We start from the raw sequence: 18020 nt of genomic DNA, 5'->3' as shown, positions 1-18020 counted from the left end.
CGCGGTCGGCTGAGCCGGTGGGTGCCGATCGCCACTTCGCGTACGGCGCCGCCGCCGGCCTCCTCGGTGACCACCTCTTCGGCGATCCACGCCGCGGACATCCGGTCGCCGTGTTCGGGCGGGCCGCCGGCGCCGTGGAACGGGTGCTGTGGCGCGACCACCGCGGGTGGGGCGCGCTGCACACCGCCCTGTGCGTGGGGGGCGCCGTCTCGCTCGCGGCTCTCGCCGCCGCGGCCGTACGCCGGTCCCCCGCCGCCTCCGTCGCCCTGACCGCCGCCACCACCTGGACGGTCGTCGGGGGGACCTCGCTCGCCCGGGAGGCCCGCGCCGTCGGGCGTGCCCTGGAAGCGGGTGACGTCGAGGCCGCCCGGGCCCGGCTGCCCCGTCTGTGCGGGCGCGATCCGCAGGCGCTGGACGCCGACGGGATCGCCCGGGCCGTGGTCGAGTCCGTCGCCGAGAACACCTCGGACGCCGTGGTGGGCGCGCTGGTGTGGGGCGCGGTGGGCAGCGTGCCCGGGCTCGTCGGCTTCCGGGCCGTCAACACCCTCGACGCCATGGTCGGTCACAGGTCCCCCCGCCATCTGCACTACGGATGGGCCTCGGCCCGCCTCGACGATCTCGCGGGATGGCCGGGCGCACGCCTCACCGCCGCCCTCGCGGCGGCCTCGGGTCCGGATCCGCGGGGAGCCGTGCGCGCCTGGCGCGCGGACGCCGCCCGGCACCCGAGCCCCAACGCCGGTCCCGTGGAGGCATCGTTCGCCGGCGCCCTCGGGGTGCGGCTGGGCGGGACGCTGTCCTACGGGGGACGGGTCGAGCACCGGCCGGTGCTGAACGGTACGGGACGCACGGTCCGCGTCGACGACGTCGAGCGGGCCGTACGGCTCTCCCGTCGTGTCTCCGCGCTCGCGCTCGGCGTCACCGTCGCCGGGCGGCTGCTCGGCCGAAGACTTCTCGCGAAGGGACCTACGTCATGAACGGCGGACTGCTCGTCGCCGGAACCACCTCCGACGCCGGCAAGAGCGTGGTGACCGCCGGAATCTGCCGCTGGCTCGTACGCCAGGGCGTCAAGGTCGCGCCCTTCAAGGCGCAGAACATGTCGCTCAACTCCTTCGTGACCCGGGAAGGCGCCGAGATCGGCCGGGCACAGGCCATGCAGGCCCAGGCGTGCCGCATCGAACCGACCGCGCTGATGAACCCCGTCCTGCTCAAGCCCGGGGGCGAGCAGAGCAGTCAGGTCGTGCTGCTGGGCAAACCGGTCGGCGAACTGAGCGCGCGCGGGTACCACGGAGGGCGGCAGCAGCGCCTCCTCGGCACCGTCCTCGACTGTCTCGCCGAGTTGCGGGGCACATATGACGCGGTGATCTGTGAGGGGGCCGGCAGTCCCGCCGAGATCAATCTGCGGCGGACCGACATCGTCAACATGGGGATCGCGCGGGGCGCGCGCCTGCCCGTGCTCGTCGTGGGCGACATCGACCGCGGCGGAGTGTTCGCCTCGTTCTTCGGTACGGTCGCCCTGCTCTCGCGCGAGGACCAGGAACTCGTCGCCGGTTTCCTCGTGAACAAGTTCCGCGGCGATGTCTCTCTGCTGGAGCCGGGGCTGGACATGCTGCACGGCCTCACCGGGCGCCGGACGTACGGAGTCCTGCCCTTCCGGCACGGACTCGGGATCGACGAGGAGGACGGGCTGCGGGTGTCCCTGCGGGGCACCGTGCGCGAGTCGGAGGTCTCGGCCCCCGTCGGTGAGGACATACTGCGCGTCGCCGTCTGCGCCGTCCCCCTCATGTCCAACTTCACCGACGTGGACGCCCTCGCCGCCGAACCCGGGGTCGTCGTCCGGTTCGTGGACCGGCCGGAGGAACTGGCCGACGCGGACCTGGTGGTGGTCCCGGGCACACGCGGCACCGTCCGGGCCCTCGACTGGCTGCGCGCACGCGGTCTCGCCGACGCGCTCGTCCACAGGGCGGCCGAGGGACGCCCGACGCTCGGCATCTGCGGCGGCTTCCAGATCCTCGGCGAACACATCGAGGACGAGGTGGAGAGCCGCCGGGGCCGGGTCGACGGACTCGGGATCCTGCCCGTCAGGGTGCGGTTCGCCCGCGAGAAGACCCTGACGAGGCCCGCCGGAAGGGCCCTCGGCGAGCCGGTGCAGGGCTACGAGATCCACCACGGGGTCGCCGAGGTGACCGGCGGAGAACCCTTCCTGGACGGCTGCCGGGTCGGGGCGGTGTGGGGCACCCACTGGCACGGCTCCCTCGAGTCGGACGGCTTCCGACGGGCGTTCCTGCGCGAGGTGGCGGCCGCCGCGGGCCGCCGTTTCGTGCCGGCCCCCGGCACGTCGTTCGCCGCGCTGCGCGAGGAGCAGCTCGACCGGCTCGGCGATCTGATCGAACAGCACGCGGACACGGACGCGCTCCGGCGGCTCATCGAGTCGGGCGCGCCGCAAGGACTGCCTTTCATTCCACCGGGAGCGCCCGCATGAGCACAGTGTTGTTGTTGTCGACCGCCGACACCGATCTCCTGGCGGCGCGTGCCTCCGGTGCGCCGTACCGGATCGGCAACCCGACCCGCGTGGACGTCGCCGAGGAGCTCGGTGCGCTGATCGCGGGCGCGGACATCGCCGTCGTCCGGCTGCTGGGCGGAAAGCGCGCCTGGGAGGACGGGCTCGCCGCCCTCAGGTCCGCCGGTGTCCCGACCGTGCTGCTCGGCGGGGAGGCGGTGCCGGACGCCGAGTTGATGGCCGAATCGTCGGTGCCCGCGGGTGTCGTGGCGGAGGCCCTGCGCTACCTCGTCGAGGGCGGACCCGCCAACCTCACCGAGCTGGCGCGCTTCCTGTCCGACACCGTGCTGCTGACCGGCGAGGGTTTCGCGGAGCCGCAGAAGATGCCCGAGTACGGCATCCACGGGGAACGGGCGTTCGTCGAGGGGCGCCCCACCGTGGGCGTGCTCTTCTACCGGGCCCATGAACTCAGCGGCAACACCGCCTTCGTGGACACCCTGTGCGACGCGATCGAGGAACGGGGCGCCAACGCCCTCCCCGTGTACTGCGGTTCCCTGCGCGGCGCCGACCCCGCGCTGTACGCGATGCTCTCGAAGGCCGACACGCTCGTCGCCACCGTCCTCGCCGCGGGCGGCACGCACGCCTCGCACGCGTCGGCGGGTGGGGAGGAGGAGTCGTGGGACGTCGGCGCGCTCGCCGACCTGGACGTCCCGGTGCTGCAGGGTCTCTGCCTCACCTCGTCGCGGTCCGCCTGGGACGCGTCCGACGCGGCACTCACCCCCATGGACGCGGCGATGCTGGTGGCCATCCCGGAGTTCGACGGCCGTCTCGTCACGGTCCCGTTCTCCTTCAAGGAGCAGGGCCCGGACGACGTCCCGGTGTACGTGGCCGACCCGGAGCGGTCCGCGCGCGTCGCCGGGATCGCCGTGCGCCACGCCCTGCTGAAGCACAAGCCGAACGCGGAGAAGAGGCTCGCGCTCGTCTTCACCGCCTACCCGACCAAGCACTCGAGGGTCGGCAACGCGGTCGGTCTCGACACCCCTGCTTCGGCGGTACGGGTCCTGGACGCGCTCCGGGACGCGGGATACGGGCTGACCGAGTACCCCGCGGGCGGCGACGAGCTCATCCACCGGCTCATCGAAGCCGGCGGCCACGACGTCGAGTGGCTGACCGAGGAGCAGTTGGCGTCCGCGCCCGCGCGGGTGCCGCTCGCCGACTACCGGGCGTGGTTCGACACGCTGGACCCGGAGCTCAGGAACGCGATGGTGGAGGCCTGGGGGGAGCCGCCGGGCGGTCTGTACGTCGACGGGGACGACATCGTGCTCGCCTCGCTCCGCTTCGGCAACGTCGTCGTGCTGATCCAGCCGCCCCGCGGCTTCGGCGAGAACCCCATCGCGATCTACCACGACCCCGACATGCCGCCCTCGCACCACTACATGGCGGCCTACCGGTGGCTGGAGAACACCTTCCGGGCCGACGCCATCGTGCACATGGGCAAGCACGGCACGATGGAGTGGCTGCCGGGCAAGGGCCTCGGACTGAGCCGGGGCTGCGCACCGGACGCCGTCCTCGGCGACCTCCCGCTGATCTACCCCTTCATCGTCAACGACCCCGGCGAGGGCACCCAGGCCAAACGGCGCGGGCACGCCACGGTCGTCGATCACCTCGTACCGCCGATGGCACGCGCCGACACCTATGGCGACCTGGCGAAGCTGGAGCAGCTCCTCGACGAGTACGCGCTGGTCTCCGACCTGGACCCGACCAAGGCGCCCGCGGTGCGCGCACAGATCTGGACCCTCGTCAAGGCCGCCGAGCTGCACCACGACCTGCACGTGGACGACCAGCCGGACGACGACGCCTTCGACGCGTTCGTCATGCACATCGACGGCTATCTGTGCGAGATCAAGGACGTCCAGATCAGGGACGGTCTGCACATCCTGGGCGGTGGTCCGGTCGGCGAGCCGCGCGTGAACCTCGTACTCGCCGTGCTGCGCTCCGCTCAGGTGTGGGGCGGGCAGGCGAACGCGATTCCGGGACTGAGGGCATCGCTGGCCGAGCACTTCGGCCTGGTGGAGAAGGAGCTGCTCGCCGAACCGGGCGCGCCGGTGAAGGTGCCCGCGGAACTGACGGACCTGGTGGAGGGGCCCGCGCGGAGCGCCGCCGACGCCGTCGACCTGCTGGAGCAGCTGTGCCGGCGGACGGCGGAGGGCATGGAGGAGCGTGCCTGGGACGCGGCCGCCGTCCCCGCCCTGGTACGGGACGTCCTGGGTACCGAACTGCCCGCCGCCGCGGCCGTCCTGGAGTTCGCCTGCACGCAGGTCGTGCCCCGGCTGGCCCGGACCACCGACGAGATCGGCCACATCCTCAAGGCGCTCGACGGCGGTTACGTCCCGGCCGGTCCCTCCGGTTCCCCGACCCGCGGTCTCGTCAACGTCCTGCCGACGGGTCGCAACTTCTACTCCGTCGACCCCAAGGCCATTCCGTCGCGGCTGAGTTGGGAGGTCGGCCAGTCGCTCGCGGACTCGCTCGTCGCGCGGTATCTGAGCGACACCGGCGCGTACCCGCAGTCCGTCGGCCTGACCGTCTGGGGCACCTCGGCCATGCGCACCCAGGGCGACGACATCGCCGAGATCCTCGCGCTGCTGGGCTGCCGCCCGGTCTGGGACGACGCCTCCCGGCGCGTCACCGGTTTCGCGATCGTGCCCCTGGCCGAACTCGGCCGCCCGCGCATCGACGTCACGGTCCGCATCTCGGGCTTCTTCCGCGACGCGTTCCCGCATGTCGTCGGGCTCATCGACGACGCCGTGCGCGCCGTCGCCGAGCTGGACGAGCCGGCCGAGCAGAACTTCGTCCGCGCCCACGCGGACGAGGACACCGCCGCACACGGCGACCGGCGGCGCGCGACGGCCCGCATCTTCGGTTCCAAGCCGGGTGCGTACGGCGCCGGGCTGCTGCCGCTGATCGACGCCCGCAACTGGCGCAGCGACGCGGACCTCGCGGAGGTGTACGCGGTGTGGGGCGGCTACGCGTACGGGCGCGGGCTCGACGGGCGGGCGGCGCGCGGGGACATGGAGACCGCCTTCCGGCGGATCGCCGTCGCCGCCAAGAACGTCGACACCCGCGAGCACGATCTCGTCGACGCCGACGACTACTTCCAGTACCACGGCGGAATGGTCGCGATGGTCCGGCACCTGACCGGCGCCTCCCCCGAGGCGTACGTCGGCGACTCGGCCGTGCCCGACCAGGTGAAGACCCGCACGCTGGGCGAGGAGACCCACCGCGTCTTCCGCGCCCGTGTCGTCAACCCGCGCTGGATGGCGGCCATGCGGCGGCACGGCTATAAGGGCGCCTTCGAGATGGCGGCGACCGTGGACTACCTCTTCGGGTACGACGCCACGGCCGGCGTGGTCGACGACTGGATGTACGAGAAGCTCAGCGCCGAGTACGTCTTCGACGCCGAGAACCGGGACTTCATGAAGAAGTCCAACCCCTGGGCGCTGCGCGGCATCACCGAGCGGCTGCTGGAGGCCGCCGAGCGCGGCCTGTGGGCGGAGCCGGACGCGGACACGCTGGAGCGGCTGCGCGCCACCTATCTGGAGCTCGAAGGCGACTTGGAGGGCGACGAGAAGTGAGTACCCCCTTTCCGTTCACGGCGGTCGTCGGCCAGGACGACCTGCGGCTGGCACTGCTGCTGAACGCCGTGTCCCCTGCGGTCGGCGGCGTGCTGGTGCGCGGCGAGAAGGGCACCGCCAAGTCCACTGCCGTACGCGCGCTCTCGGCGCTGCTGCCGGCGGTGGACGTGGTCCCCGGCTGCCGTTTCTCCTGCGCCCCCGCAGCACCGGACCCGGACTGCCCGGACGGTCCCCACGAGCCGGGGGCCGGAACTCGGCGACCCGCCCGCATGGTGGAGCTGCCGGTCGGCGCCTCCGAGGACCGGCTCGTCGGCGCCCTCGACATCGAACGGGCGCTCGCCGAGGGCGTGAAGGCCTTCGAGCCGGGCCTGCTCGCCGAGGCGCACCGCGGGATCCTGTACGTCGACGAGGTCAACCTCCTCCACGACCACCTCGTCGATCTGCTGCTGGACGCGGCCGCGATGGGCGCCTCGTACGTCGAGCGCGAGGGTGTCTCCGTACGCCACGCGGCCCGCTTCCTGCTCGTCGGCACCATGAACCCCGAGGAGGGCGAGCTGCGGCCGCAGCTGCTCGACCGGTTCGGGCTGACCGTCGAGGTGTCCGCCTCGCGGGAGCCCGATCAGCGGGTGGAGGTCGTCCGGCGGCGGCTCGCCCACGACGACGACCCCGAGGCGTTCGCGGCGCGCTGGGCCGAGGAGGAGGCGGCCGTGCGGACCCGGATCGTGGCCGCGCGCGAGCTGCTGCCCTCCGTACGGCTCGGGGACGGGGCGCTCCGGCAGATCGCGGCGACCTGTGCCGCGTTCGAGGTGGACGGCATGCGGGCCGACATCGTGATGGCCCGCACCGCGACCGCGCTGGCGGCCTGGGCCGGGCGCACCGACGTGCTCGCCGAGGACGTGCGCCAGGCGGCGCTGCTCGCCCTGCCGCACCGCCGGCGGCGCAACCCCTTCGACGCTCCTGGACTCGACGAGGACAAGCTCGACGAGACGCTGGAGGAGTTCGGCGGCCCGGACGACGACCCGGATCCGGATCCCGGCGGTCCGGGCGGCGGTGACGGGCAGCCGTCTCCGGACGACGCCCCGCAGGGCGGTGACACGGCCGCGCGGCCCGAGGCCGGGGAGAGCGGGCAGCCGGCCTCCGGCGCCGGGGAGCAGCAGGCCGTCCGGGCCTCCCAGCCGTTCCGCACGAAGGTGCTGACAGTACCCGGACTCGGCGACGGCGCGGCGGGGCGGCGGTCCCGGGCGCGCACCGAGCACGGGCGGACCACCGGGGCCCGCCGGCCTCGGGGCGCGCTCACCAAGCTGCATCTGGCGGCGACCGTGCAGGCGGCGGCGCCGCACCAGCGGGCGCGCGGCCGGTCGGGCCGCGGACTGGTCGTGCGGCGGGACGATCTGCGGCAGGCGACGCGGGAGGGCCGCGAGGGCAATCTCGTCCTGTTCGTGGTCGACGCCTCCGGGTCGATGGCGGCCCGCCGGCGAATGGCGGCCGTCAAGGGCGCCGTGCTGTCGCTGCTGCTCGACGCCTACCAGCGCCGGGACAAGGTGGGGCTCGTGACCTTCCGGGGTTCCGCGGCCGACGTAGCGCTGCCGCCGACGTCGTCGGTGGACGCCGCGGCTGCCCGGCTGGAGTCGCTGCCGACGGGCGGCAGGACGCCGCTGGCCGCCGGGCTGCTCAAGGCCCATGACGTGCTGCGGGTCGAACGGCTGCGGGACCCCGCGCGACGCGCCCTGGTCGTGGTGGTGACCGACGGGCGGGCCACGGGAGGTGCCGAACCCGTGGTGCTCGCGGGCCGGGCGGCCGGTCTGCTGGCCGCCGAGGGCGTCGCGTCCGTGGTCGTGGACTGCGAGTCGGGGCCCGTGCGGCTGGGACTCGCCGGGCGGCTCGCCGAAGAGCTGGGCGCCACGGCGGTGACGCTGGACGAGCTGCGCGCCGACAGCATCACCGGCCTCGTCAGGAACGTACAGGGGACGCAGAGGACCGCGAGGAGGGCCGCCTGATGCCGCAGGGACAGCCGAGTGTCGTACCGGACGACGGGCTCACGACCCGTCAGCGCCGCAACCGGCCCCTCGTCGTCGTGCACACGGGCGTGGGCAAGGGCAAGTCGACCGCCGCCTTCGGGCTCGCGCTGCGCGCCTGGAACCAGGGCTGGCCGATCGGGGTGTTCCAGTTCGTCAAGTCGGCCAAGTGGAAGGTCGGCGAGGAGAACGCGCTGCGGGTGCTCGGAGCCTCGGGCCAGGGCGGGACCGTCGACTGGCACAAGATGGGCGAGGGCTGGTCGTGGGTCCAGCGCGACCTCCAGGGCGACAACACGACGAACGAGGAGAAGGCCCGGGAGGGCTGGGAGCAGGTCAAGCGGGACCTGGCCGCCGAGACGTACCGGCTGTACGTGCTCGACGAGTTCGCCTACCCCCTGCACTGGGGCTGGATCGACACCGACGAGGTCGTGGACGTCCTGCGCGACCGGCCGGGGACCCAGCACGTCGTGATCACCGGGCGGAACGCGCCCGGGAAGCTCGTCGACCTCGCCGACCTCGTGACCGACATGTCCAAGGTCAAGCACCCGATGGACGCCGGGCAGAAGGGCCAGAAGGGCATCGAATGGTGATGTCCTCCCCGTCGTCCGTCCCCCGGCTGGTCATCGCCGCGCCCTCCTCGGGCAGCGGCAAGACCACCGTGGCCACGGGGTTGATGGCGGCCTTCGCCGGGCGGGGGCTCACCGTGTCCCCGCACAAGGTGGGGCCGGACTACATCGACCCGGGGTACCACGCGCTCGCCACCGGGCGCCCGGGACGGAACCTCGACGCCTACCTGTGCGGGCCGGAGCTGATCGCGCCGCTGTTCCTGCACGGGGCACGCGGCTGCGACCTCGCCGTCGTCGAGGGCGTGATGGGGATGTTCGACGGGGCCGCGGGCGAGGGCGAACTGGCGTCCACCGCGCACGTGGCGAAGCTGCTGCGGGCACCCGTGGTGCTCGTGGTCGACGCCTCGTCGCAGTCGAGGTCGGTGGCCGCGCTGGTGCACGGGTTCGCCTCCTGGGATCCGCAGGTGCGTCTCGGAGGCGTCATCCTGAACAAGGTCGCCTCGGACCGGCACGAGGAGCTGCTGCGCGAGGCGCTGGACTCGGCCGGGACGCCGGTGCTGGGCGTGCTGCGCCGGGTGGCACAGGTGGACACGCCGTCGCGGCACCTCGGGCTGGTACCGGTCGCCGAGCGGCGCACGGAGGCCGTGGAGGCCGTCGCAGCCATGGCCGCGCAGGTGCGCGAGGGGTGCGATCTCGAGGCGTTGCTGGGGCTGGCGTGGAACGCGCCGGCGCTGTCCGGCCCGGCCTGGGAGCCGCCCGTCACCGGCGCCCGCGAACACCCGGTGGTCGCCGTCGCCGGCGGGCCGGCCTTCACCTTCTCCTACGCCGAGCACGCCGAACTGCTCACCGCCGCCGGGGCCGAGGTCGTCACCTTCGACCCCCTGCGCGAGGAGCGGCTCCCCGACGGAACGGGAGGGTTGGTGATCGGGGGCGGGTTCCCGGAGGTGTACGCGCCGGAGCTGTCCGCGAACGAACCCCTCCGTGAAGCCGTCGCCGCTCTCGCGCGGGACGGCGCGCCGGTCGCCGCCGAGTGCGCCGGACTGCTGTACCTGTGTCGCGAGCTGGACGGACGGCCGATGTGCGGGGTGCTCGAGGCGGACGCCCGGATGAGCGAGCGGCTCACCCTCGGCTACCGGGACGCGGTGGCCCTCGGCGACAGCGTCCTCGCGGTGGCCGGGACCCGGATGCGCGGGCACGAGTTCCACCGCACCGTCGTGGAGCCCGGCGCGGGAACGGCTCCCGCCTGGGGGGTACGCGCTCCCCGGCGGCGCGTCGAAGGTTTCGTTCAACAGGGTGTGCACGCGAGTTATCTGCACACGCACTGGGCCGCCGAGCCCGGTGCGGCCCGTCGGTTCGTGGAGAGGTGCCGGACGTCATGAGCAGCAGGCTGATCGGAGTCGGGGTGGGCCCAGGCGACCCCGAACTGGTGACCGTCAAGGGCGTCAACGCGCTGCGTGCCGCCGACGCCGTCGTCGTACCCGTGATGGACACCCTGGAGCGCGGGCGCGCGGAGGCGACCGTGCTGCACTACGTGCCCGAGGAGAAGGTCGTGCGGGTGGTGTTCGCGCTGAACGAGCGCAGCGACCGCACACGGCGCGAGGCGGCCTGGGACGCCGCCGGGGAGCGGGTCGCCGAACTGCTGGAGCGGCACTCCGCCGTCGCCTTCGCCACCATCGGCGATCCCAACGTGTACTCGACGTTCACCTACCTGGCACAGACCGTCCAGGAGCTCCTGCCCGGCACCGTCGTCGAGACGGTGCCCGGCATCACCGCCATGCAGGACCTCGCCGCCCGGTCGGGCGCCGTCCTGACCGAGGGCACCGAACCGCTCACGCTGGTTCCCGTGACCGCCGGCGCCGCCGTGCTCAAGGACGCGCTCGCCGGGCCCGGGACGGTCGTCGCCTACAAGTTCGGCCGGCAGGCACAGGAGGTCGCCCGGGCGCTGCGGGAGACCGGGCGCCTGGACGACGCGGTGTGGGGGTCCGCACTCGGCCTGCCCGAGGAGTCCATCCGGCCGGCCGCCGACCTCGAGGACGGTCCGCTCCCCTACCTGTCCACCCTCATCGCCCCCGCCCGGCGCGACGGCACCCGCGGCGGCAAGCTGTGACCAGCGGCGGATCAGCCCGCGAGGCCCACCACCAGCCAGATGAAAGCCGCGCCCGCGACCGTGCACAGCAGGGTCGAGCGGGCGGGGTGGACGTGGTGCGCCTCGGGGAGGATCTCGGCCGCGGCCAGGTAGAGCAGCGCTCCGCCGAAGAGGCCGAGATAACCGCCGAGCAGCGGCTCCGGGATCGTGAAGGCCAGCGTCGAGGCCGCTCCGACGACCGGCGCGACCGCGTCCGCCAGCAGCATCGTGACCGCCCTGCGGCGGGCGTTCCCGTACAGGCTCGTGATCGTGTACGTGTTGAAGCCGTCCGCGAAGTCGTGCGCGACGACCGCCAGCGCGACCGCGGCACCCATGCCGCCGCCCACCTGGAACGCGGCTCCGATCGCGACGCCGTCCATGGCGCTGTGCCCGACCATCGCGGCGGCCGCCGTCAGACCCACCTCGGGCGCACGGTGGTTGTGCTCGTCCGCCCCGTGCGCGGCACGGCGCGCGGCCAGCAGCCGCTCCACCAGGTGGGCCAGCAGGAAGCCGGCCACGAACAGCAGCAGTGCGGCCGGTACGCCGAACACCTCGCCGCCCGCCGCGTGCAGCGCCTCCGGCAACAGGTCCAGACCCACCACGCCCAGCATCAGTCCACCGGCGAGGCCGAGGACGAGATGACGGCGGTCGGTCACGCGCAGTGCCGTCCAGCCGCCCGCCAGCGTCATCAGAAACGCGCCGAGCGCGACGAAGACCGCCATATGACCTTGCTATCCAATCGATCCCGGTGTGCACAGGACCGGCGGCCCTGCGCGCACCGGTGTTTCGCACTGCTCGAACTTTCGTAGGAGAGGAAACATTCCCATGGCCGATGCCACCACCGGCAAGGTGACCTTCGTCGGTGCCGGCCCGGGCGCCGCCGACCTGCTCACGTTCCGTGCCGCGCGCGCCATCGCCGAGGCCGACGTGGTGATCTGGGCCGCCAGCCTGGTACAGGCGGAGGTCCTGGAACACGCGCGTGAGGGCGCCGAGATCCTGGACTCGGCGACCATGTCCCTGGAGGACGTGGTCGCCGTCTACCGGCGCGCCCTCGAGGAGGGCCTGCGCGTCGCCCGCATCCACTCCGGCGATCCGGCCCTGTGGGGCGGGACACAGGAGCAGCTGGACCGGTGTGCCGAACTCGGCATCGACACGGAGGTCGTTCCGGGGGTCTCCTCCTTCTCCGCGGTCGCCGCGCTCACCCGGCGGGAGCTGACGATCCCCGAGGTGGCGCAGTCCGTCGTCCTCACCCGGCTCGGCGGCGGCAAGACGCCGATGCCGCCCGGTGAGGAGGTGCGCGAGTTCGCCCGGCACGGCACCACCATGGCGATCTTCCTGTCGGCGGCCCGCAGCGGGCAGCTCGTCCGCGAGTTGCTGGAGGGCGGCTATCCGACCACCACGCCCGTCATCGTGGCCCATCAGGCGACCTGGCCCGAGGAACTCGTCGTGCAGTGCACCGTCGGGACGCTGGAGGAGACGGTCAAGGAGCACAAGCTCTGGAAGCACACGCTGTTCCTGGTCGGGCCGGCGCTCGCCGCACACGGCACGCGCTCGCACCTGTACCACCCCGGACACTTCCACGGCTACCGCAAGGCCGACCCCGAGGCCCGCAAGGCCCTGCGCGCACGGGGTGCGAGCACATGATCACGGTGGTCGGCACGGGCACGGGAGCACCGCTCGACGACGACGTGGCGGCCGGTGCCGACCTCGTGGTGGGCGCACGACGGCATCTAGAGACCGCGCGGCTGCCGCGCGAGGCGGAGCGCATCGTGCTGGGGGCGCTGTCCCCCGCGCTCGACACGATCGAACGGCACGTCGGCAAGGGGCGACGGGTCGTGGTCCTCGCTTCCGGCGACCCCGGCTTCTTCGGGATCGTCCGGGCGCTGGCCGAGCGGTTCGGTCCCGGGCTGCTGGACGTACGGCCGGGTGTGTCCTCCGTGGCGACCGCTTTCGCCCGGCTCGGACTGCCGTGGGACGACGCGGTCGTGGTGAGCGCGCACGGGCGTGAGCTGCGCACGGCGGTGAACGTGTGCCGGGCGCACCCCAAGGTCGCCGTCCTCACCGGCCCCGGTGCCGGTCCCGCCGAGTTGGGGGCGGCGCTCGCCGAGGGCTGCGGCGAGCGTGCGCTGGTGGTGGCGAGCGCGCTCGGCGACCCGGCGCGCGAGCGGGTGGAGCGGGTGACGCCGCAGGAGGCGGCGGCACGCGACTGGGGCACGGCGGTGAGCGTGGTGCTGTCCATCGGCCCCTCGCGGGTGCCGGGTCCCGCGCGCACGGTCGCCGGGCCGCGGTCCGGACCGCTCGGGTGGGCCCTGGACGAGGGCGCGTTCGAGCACCGGGACTCGATGATCACCAAGTTCGAGGTGCGTGCCCTGGCGCTGGCCCGGCTGGCGCCGCGCCTGGGCGACCTGGTCTGGGACGTCGGTGCCGGGTCCGGGTCGGTCGCCGTCGAGTGCGCTCGGCTGGGTGCCGCCGTCACCGCAGTGGAGCGGACCCCCGACGGGGTGGAGCGGATCCGGGCCAACGCGGCGGCGCACCGTGTGGACGTCCAGGTGGTGCACGGGGCGGCGCCGGCCGTGCTCGACGGTCTCGCGGACCCCGACGCGGTGTTCGTCGGCGGCGGCGGACGCGAGCTGCCCGCGATCGTGACCGCGTGCGCCGCACGGGCCCGGCGGACCGTGGTGATCGCCATGGCCGCCCTGGACCGCGTACCGGCGGCGCGCGAGGCGCTCGTCGCAGCCGGGTTCTCCTGCGACGGGGTGCTGCTGCAGTCGGCGCGGCTCGCCCCGCTGCCGGGGGACGTGACCCGGCTCGCGGCCACCAATCCTGTCTTTCTGCTGTGGGGCACGCGTCCCGCGGCGCACAGCGAAGGAGTTGCTCAGTGATCGGCCTCATTTCCGCCACCGCGGCGGGGGCGGTGGCACGGGACCGGCTCGCCTCGGCGTGGCCGGATCGCACGAGGGTGTACGAGGGGCCTGTCGGGGAGGCCGTATGGGCCGCCTTCGCGGAGTGCGAGCAGCTCGTCTGCTTCCTGGCGACGGGGGCCGTCGTGCGGCTGCTCGCGCCCCTGCTCGGGGACAAGGCGTCCGACCCGGGAGTGGTGTGCGTCGACGAGGGCGGGCGGTTCGCGGTGTCCCTCGTCGGCGGGCACGCGGGCGGCGCCAATGAACTCGCCCGTGAGGTGGGCGAGTCGCTGGCGGCGGTCCCGGTGGTGACGACGGCGACGGACTCCGTGGGGCTGCCGGGCCTCGACACGCTCGGGTTCCCGGTGGAGGGCGATGTCGCCGGGGTCTCGCGGGCGCTGCTGGACGGCGAACCGGTCGCCCTGGAGTCGGAGGTGAGCTGGCCGCTGCCCGCACTGCGGGTCGCCGCCGAGGGCGCGTACACGATCCGCGTCACCGATGCGGCCCGCGAGCCGGCGGAGCGGGAGGTCGTGCTGCGGCCGCCGACCCTCGTGGTCGGCGTCGGCGCCTCCAAGGGCTCCCCCGTCGAGGAGATCCTCGAACTGATCGAGGGTGCGCTGCGGGAGGCCGGGCTCTGCGCAGGGTCGCTCGCCGAACTGGCCACCGTCGACGCCAAGGCGGACGAACCGGGCATCGTCGAGGCGGCACGGCGGCTCGGGGTGCCCTTGGTGACCTACCCTGCCGCAGTGCTGGCCGAGGTGGACGTGCCCAACCCCTCGGACGCACCGCTGGCCGCCGTCGGCACACCCTCGGTGGCGGAGGCGGCGGCCCTCGTGCGGGGTGGTGAACTGCTCGTGCCCAAACGGAAGTCGGCCGCCCGTCCCGCGACGGCGACCTGTGCCGTCGTCCGCCGTCCCGGCCGCGGCCGACTGGCCGTCGTAGGGCTCGGACCGGGCGCCCGGGACCTGCTGACGCCGCGCGCGAAGGAGGAGTTGCGGCGCGCGTCGGTCGTCGTCGGCCTCGACCAGTACGTCGACCAGATCCGCGATCTGCTGCGTCCCGGCACCCGCATCCTGGAGTCGGGTCTCGGCGCCGAGGAGGAACGTGCGCGCACGGCGGTCGCCGAGGCCCGCAAGGGGCGTGCCGTCGCGCTGATCGGCAGCGGCGACGCCGGTGTGTACGCGATGGCGTCGCCCGCGCTGGCCGAGGCGTCCGACGACATCGACGTGGCCGGGGTCCCCGGTGTGACGGCCGCCCTGGCGGCGGGCGCGATCCTCGGGGCCCCACTGGGCCACGACCATGTGTCGATCAGCCTCTCCGACCTGCACACCCCCTGGGAGGTCATCGAGCGCCGGGTGCGGGCCGCCGCCGAGTCGGACCTCGTCGTGACCTTCTACAATCCGCGCAGCCGGGGCCGCGACTGGCAGTTGCCGAAGGCCCTCGCGATCCTCGGCGCCCACCGGGCACCGTCGACGCCGGTCGGTGTCGTACGGAACGCGTCACGACCGGACGAGTCCAGCCGTCTGACGACACTGGCCTGCCTCGACCCGGCGACGGTCGACATGATGACGGTCGTGACGGTGGGCAACACGGCGACCCGTGAGATCGCGGGGCGCATGGTGACGCCGCGCGGCTACCGCTGGCAGGACGACCGGCAGGAGGACGCCCGGTGAACCGAGTGGTCCACCCGATCGAGCAGGAGTCCTTCCGGCGGCTGCGCGCCCGGCTCGACACCTCGCACTTCCCGCCGCTGACCCGGGCCGTGGTGGAGCGCGTCATCCACTCCGCGGCCGACCTCGGCTACGCGGACGACCTGGTGACGGACGAGGGCGACCTGGCGGCGGCGCACACCGCGCTGCACGACGGCGCGCCGGTGGTCGTGGACGTCGAGATGGTCGCCGCCGGGATCACCCGCAGGACGACGGTCTGCCGGCTCAGGGACGCGAGGTCCGGCCCCGGGCTGACGCGTTCGGCGCATGCGATCCGGCTCGCGTACGAGGACGTCGGCCCCGGGGCGCTCTGGGTGATCGGCTGCGCCCCGACCGCCCTGGAGGAGCTGCTGAAGCTGGACGCCTCACCCGCGCTCGTGATCGGTCTGCCCGTCGGCTTCGTCGGCGCCGCCGAATCCAAGGCCGCGCTGCGCGAGAGCGGACTGCCGGCCGTGAGCAACGTGTCCGAGAAGGGCGGTTCCGCGGTCGCCGCCGCGGCGCTGAACGCCCTGCTGTACCACCCCACTTCGAAGGAGACCCTGTGACCACCCCGCCGCCCGCCCTGCTCATCGCCGGCCATGGCACCCGGGACGAGGCCGGAGCCGAGGCGTTCCGCGCCTTCGTACGGGAGCTGGAGCGCCGTCGCCCCGACCTCCCCGTCGCGGGCGGCTTCATCGAACTGTCGGCGCCGCCGCTGGGCGAGGCGGTGAGCGGGCTGGTGGAGCGCGGGGTCCGCCGGTTCGCCGCGGTACCGCTGATGCTGGTGTCCGCCGGGCACGCGAAGGGGGACATCCCCGCGGCCCTGGCCCGGGAGAAGGAGCGGCACCCGGGGATCTCCTACGCCTACGGCCGTCCGCTGGGCCCTCATCCGGCGCTGCTGGACGTCCTGGAGCGGCGCCTCGACGAAGCGCTCGGGGGCACCACCCGCAGGCCCGCGGACCGGTCCGATGTGACCGTGCTGCTGGTCGGGCGCGGCTCGACGGACCCGGACGCCAACGCCGAGGTGCACAAGGCCGCGCGTCTGCTGTGGGAGGGGCGCGGTTACGCCGGGGTCGAGACGGCGTTCGTGTCGCTGGCGGCGCCGGACGTGCCGAGCGGTCTGGACCGGTGCGCGAAGCTGGGGGCGAGGCGGATCGTCGTCCTGCCCTACTTCCTCTTCACGGGCGTGCTGCCCGACCGGGTGCGCCGGCAGGCCGAGGGCTGGGCGGAGGCGCATCCGGAGACGGAGGTGCGCACGGCGGACGTCATCGGGCCCGAGCCCGAGCTGCTCGACCTGGTGATGGAGCGGTACGAGGAGGCCGTGCAGGGTGATCTGCGGATGAACTGCGACTCCTGTGTGTACCGGATCGCGCTGCCCGGCTTCGAGGACAAGGTGGGCCTGCCGCAGCAGCCGCACTTCCACCCGGACGACGACGGCCACCACGGTCACGGCCATCACGGTGGACACGCGCACTCCCATGCGCACTGAACACGACGGGGGGCGGCACGACCTGCGGCACCACGGGGACGCCGAGGTCCGTGACGGCGGTGCCGCACTGACGGACCTGGCGGTGAACGTGCGCGCGGACACGCCTCCGGCATGGCTGCGCGACGTCATCGCCGGGTCGCTGGAGGGGCTCGCCGCCTATCCCGACGGGCGGGCCGCCCGTGCGGCCGTGGCGGAACGGCACGGTCTGCCGATCGGACGCGTGCTGCTCACGGCGGGTGCTGCCGAGGCCTTCGTCCTGCTCGCACGGGCTCTGCGGGCACGTCACCCGGTGGTCGTGCACCCGCAGTTCACCGAGCCCGAGGCGGCGCTCGGCGATGCCGGGCACGTGGTGGACCGGGTGCTGCTGCGGCAGCGGGACGGCTTCCGCCTCGACCCCGCGCTGGTTCCCGAGGACGCGGACCTGGTGGTGATCGGGAACCCCACGAACCCGACCTCGGTGCTGCACCCGGCGGCCCTGATCACCGAACTCGCCCGCCCCGGGCGGATTCTGGTGGTGGACGAGGCCTTCATGGACGCGGTTCCGGGGGAGCGGGAGGCACTGGCGGGCCGGACGGACGTGCCCGGGCTGGTGGTCCTGCGCAGCCTGACCAAGACCTGGGGCCTGGCGGGCCTGCGCATTGGCTACGTCCTGGCCGACCCGGGGACGATCGCCGAGCTGGAGCGGGCGCAGCCCCTGTGGCCGGTGTCCTCACCCGCGCTGGTGGCCGCCGAGGCCTGCATGGCGCCCCGGGCGCTCGCGGAGGCCGCGCACGCGGCCCACCGGATCGCGTCCGACCGGGCCCATCTGGTGGCGGGACTGCGGGAGTTCGGGCCGGACGGGCTGTACGTCGCCGAACCCGCGGACGGGCCGTTCGTCCTGGTCCGCCTGGAGCGGGCCCCGGCCGTGCGCCGCCATCTGCGCGACCTCGGCTTCGCGGTGCGGCGCGGGGACACGTTCCCGGGACTGGGCAGGGAGTGGCTTCGGCTCGCGGTCCGGGACAGGGTGACCGTCAACCGCTTTCTGCAGGCTCTGGACCGGGCGGTGACGCTGGCGGCGGGGTGAGTGATCACCCGTCCCGCCGGCTTCACCGCCCGGCCCTGCTCAGGC

The 18020-nt window shown here is 73.9% G+C and carries 14 protein-coding genes; 13 read left to right on the top strand and 1 reads right to left on the bottom strand.

Translation table 11 applies throughout. From position 1 onward, the window contains the following. Positions 1-17 precede the first annotated feature (17 nt). From ACSHXN_RS31000 to cobI, 7 genes are read left to right on the top strand one after another with little or no spacing between them, the layout of a single operon-like run. Complete coding sequence (locus ACSHXN_RS31000) at positions 18-974, top strand: cobalamin biosynthesis protein (protein ID WP_438304472.1); 957 nt, start codon at positions 18-20, stop codon at positions 972-974. Then, the gene (locus tag ACSHXN_RS30995; RefSeq protein ID WP_355130686.1) at positions 971-2479 is read left to right on the top strand and encodes a cobyric acid synthase; all 1509 of its coding nucleotides are present in this window, start codon (positions 971-973) and stop codon (positions 2477-2479) included. The genes ACSHXN_RS31000 and ACSHXN_RS30995 overlap by 4 nt, the downstream gene beginning before the upstream one ends. Continuing rightward, positions 2476-6129: a cobaltochelatase subunit CobN gene (gene cobN / locus ACSHXN_RS30990; protein ID WP_438304470.1), complete on the top strand. Its 3654-nt coding sequence runs from the start codon at positions 2476-2478 to the stop codon at positions 6127-6129. Before ACSHXN_RS30995 ends, cobN begins: the two co-directional genes overlap by 4 nt. Continuing rightward, positions 6126-8126 (top strand): putative cobaltochelatase, encoded by a 2001-nt coding sequence (locus ACSHXN_RS30985; protein WP_438304468.1) that lies wholly within the window; start codon positions 6126-6128, stop codon positions 8124-8126. Before cobN ends, ACSHXN_RS30985 begins: the two co-directional genes overlap by 4 nt. Next, positions 8126-8734 (top strand): cob(I)yrinic acid a,c-diamide adenosyltransferase, encoded by a 609-nt coding sequence (gene cobO / locus ACSHXN_RS30980; RefSeq protein WP_355130692.1) that lies wholly within the window; start codon positions 8126-8128, stop codon positions 8732-8734. The genes ACSHXN_RS30985 and cobO overlap by 1 nt, the downstream gene beginning before the upstream one ends. Then, a complete protein-coding gene (locus ACSHXN_RS30975; RefSeq protein WP_438304466.1) occupies positions 8728-10089 on the top strand; it encodes a cobyrinate a,c-diamide synthase in 1362 nt (453 codons plus the stop codon). The genes cobO and ACSHXN_RS30975 overlap by 7 nt, the downstream gene beginning before the upstream one ends. Next, positions 10086-10817: a precorrin-2 C(20)-methyltransferase gene (gene cobI / locus ACSHXN_RS30970; RefSeq protein ID WP_355130696.1), complete on the top strand. Its 732-nt coding sequence runs from the start codon at positions 10086-10088 to the stop codon at positions 10815-10817. Before ACSHXN_RS30975 ends, cobI begins: the two co-directional genes overlap by 4 nt. An 11-nt stretch (positions 10818-10828) precedes the next feature. On the opposite strand, the gene ACSHXN_RS30965 is transcribed toward cobI, so the two are convergent. Then, positions 10829-11557, bottom strand: a complete 729-nt coding sequence (locus ACSHXN_RS30965; protein ID WP_355130698.1) for a ZIP family metal transporter — start codon at positions 11555-11557, stop codon at positions 10829-10831. 103 nt (positions 11558-11660) lie between these two features. Between ACSHXN_RS30965 and cobM the strand changes: the two genes are divergently transcribed. The 6 genes from cobM to cobC are packed head-to-tail and all read left to right on the top strand — an operon-like array spanning position 11661 to position 17975. Continuing rightward, complete coding sequence (cobM, locus tag ACSHXN_RS30960; protein ID WP_356110951.1) at positions 11661-12479, top strand: precorrin-4 C(11)-methyltransferase; 819 nt, start codon at positions 11661-11663, stop codon at positions 12477-12479. Next, complete coding sequence (gene cbiE / locus ACSHXN_RS30955) at positions 12476-13717, top strand: precorrin-6y C5,15-methyltransferase (decarboxylating) subunit CbiE (RefSeq protein WP_438304462.1); 1242 nt, start codon at positions 12476-12478, stop codon at positions 13715-13717. Before cobM ends, cbiE begins: the two co-directional genes overlap by 4 nt. After that, positions 13714-15408: a precorrin-3B C(17)-methyltransferase gene (cobJ, locus tag ACSHXN_RS30950; protein ID WP_438304460.1), complete on the top strand. Its 1695-nt coding sequence runs from the start codon at positions 13714-13716 to the stop codon at positions 15406-15408. The genes cbiE and cobJ overlap by 4 nt, the downstream gene beginning before the upstream one ends. After that, positions 15405-15989, top strand: a complete 585-nt coding sequence (locus ACSHXN_RS30945) for a precorrin-8X methylmutase (protein ID WP_355130706.1) — start codon at positions 15405-15407, stop codon at positions 15987-15989. The genes cobJ and ACSHXN_RS30945 overlap by 4 nt, the downstream gene beginning before the upstream one ends. Further along, positions 15986-16912, top strand: a complete 927-nt coding sequence (locus tag ACSHXN_RS30940) for a sirohydrochlorin chelatase (RefSeq protein WP_355130708.1) — start codon at positions 15986-15988, stop codon at positions 16910-16912. The genes ACSHXN_RS30945 and ACSHXN_RS30940 overlap by 4 nt, the downstream gene beginning before the upstream one ends. Further along, positions 16902-17975: an Rv2231c family pyridoxal phosphate-dependent protein CobC gene (gene cobC / locus ACSHXN_RS30935; RefSeq protein WP_355130710.1), complete on the top strand. Its 1074-nt coding sequence runs from the start codon at positions 16902-16904 to the stop codon at positions 17973-17975. Before ACSHXN_RS30940 ends, cobC begins: the two co-directional genes overlap by 11 nt. Positions 17976-18020 lie beyond the last annotated feature (45 nt).

It is taken from the genome of Streptomyces sp. HUAS TT11, from assembly GCF_051553595.1.
Taxonomy (GTDB): domain Bacteria; phylum Actinomycetota; class Actinomycetes; order Streptomycetales; family Streptomycetaceae; genus Streptomyces.
The sequence above is the reverse complement of the archived record's forward strand: the minus strand, read 5'-3'. Positions and strand labels throughout refer to the sequence as shown.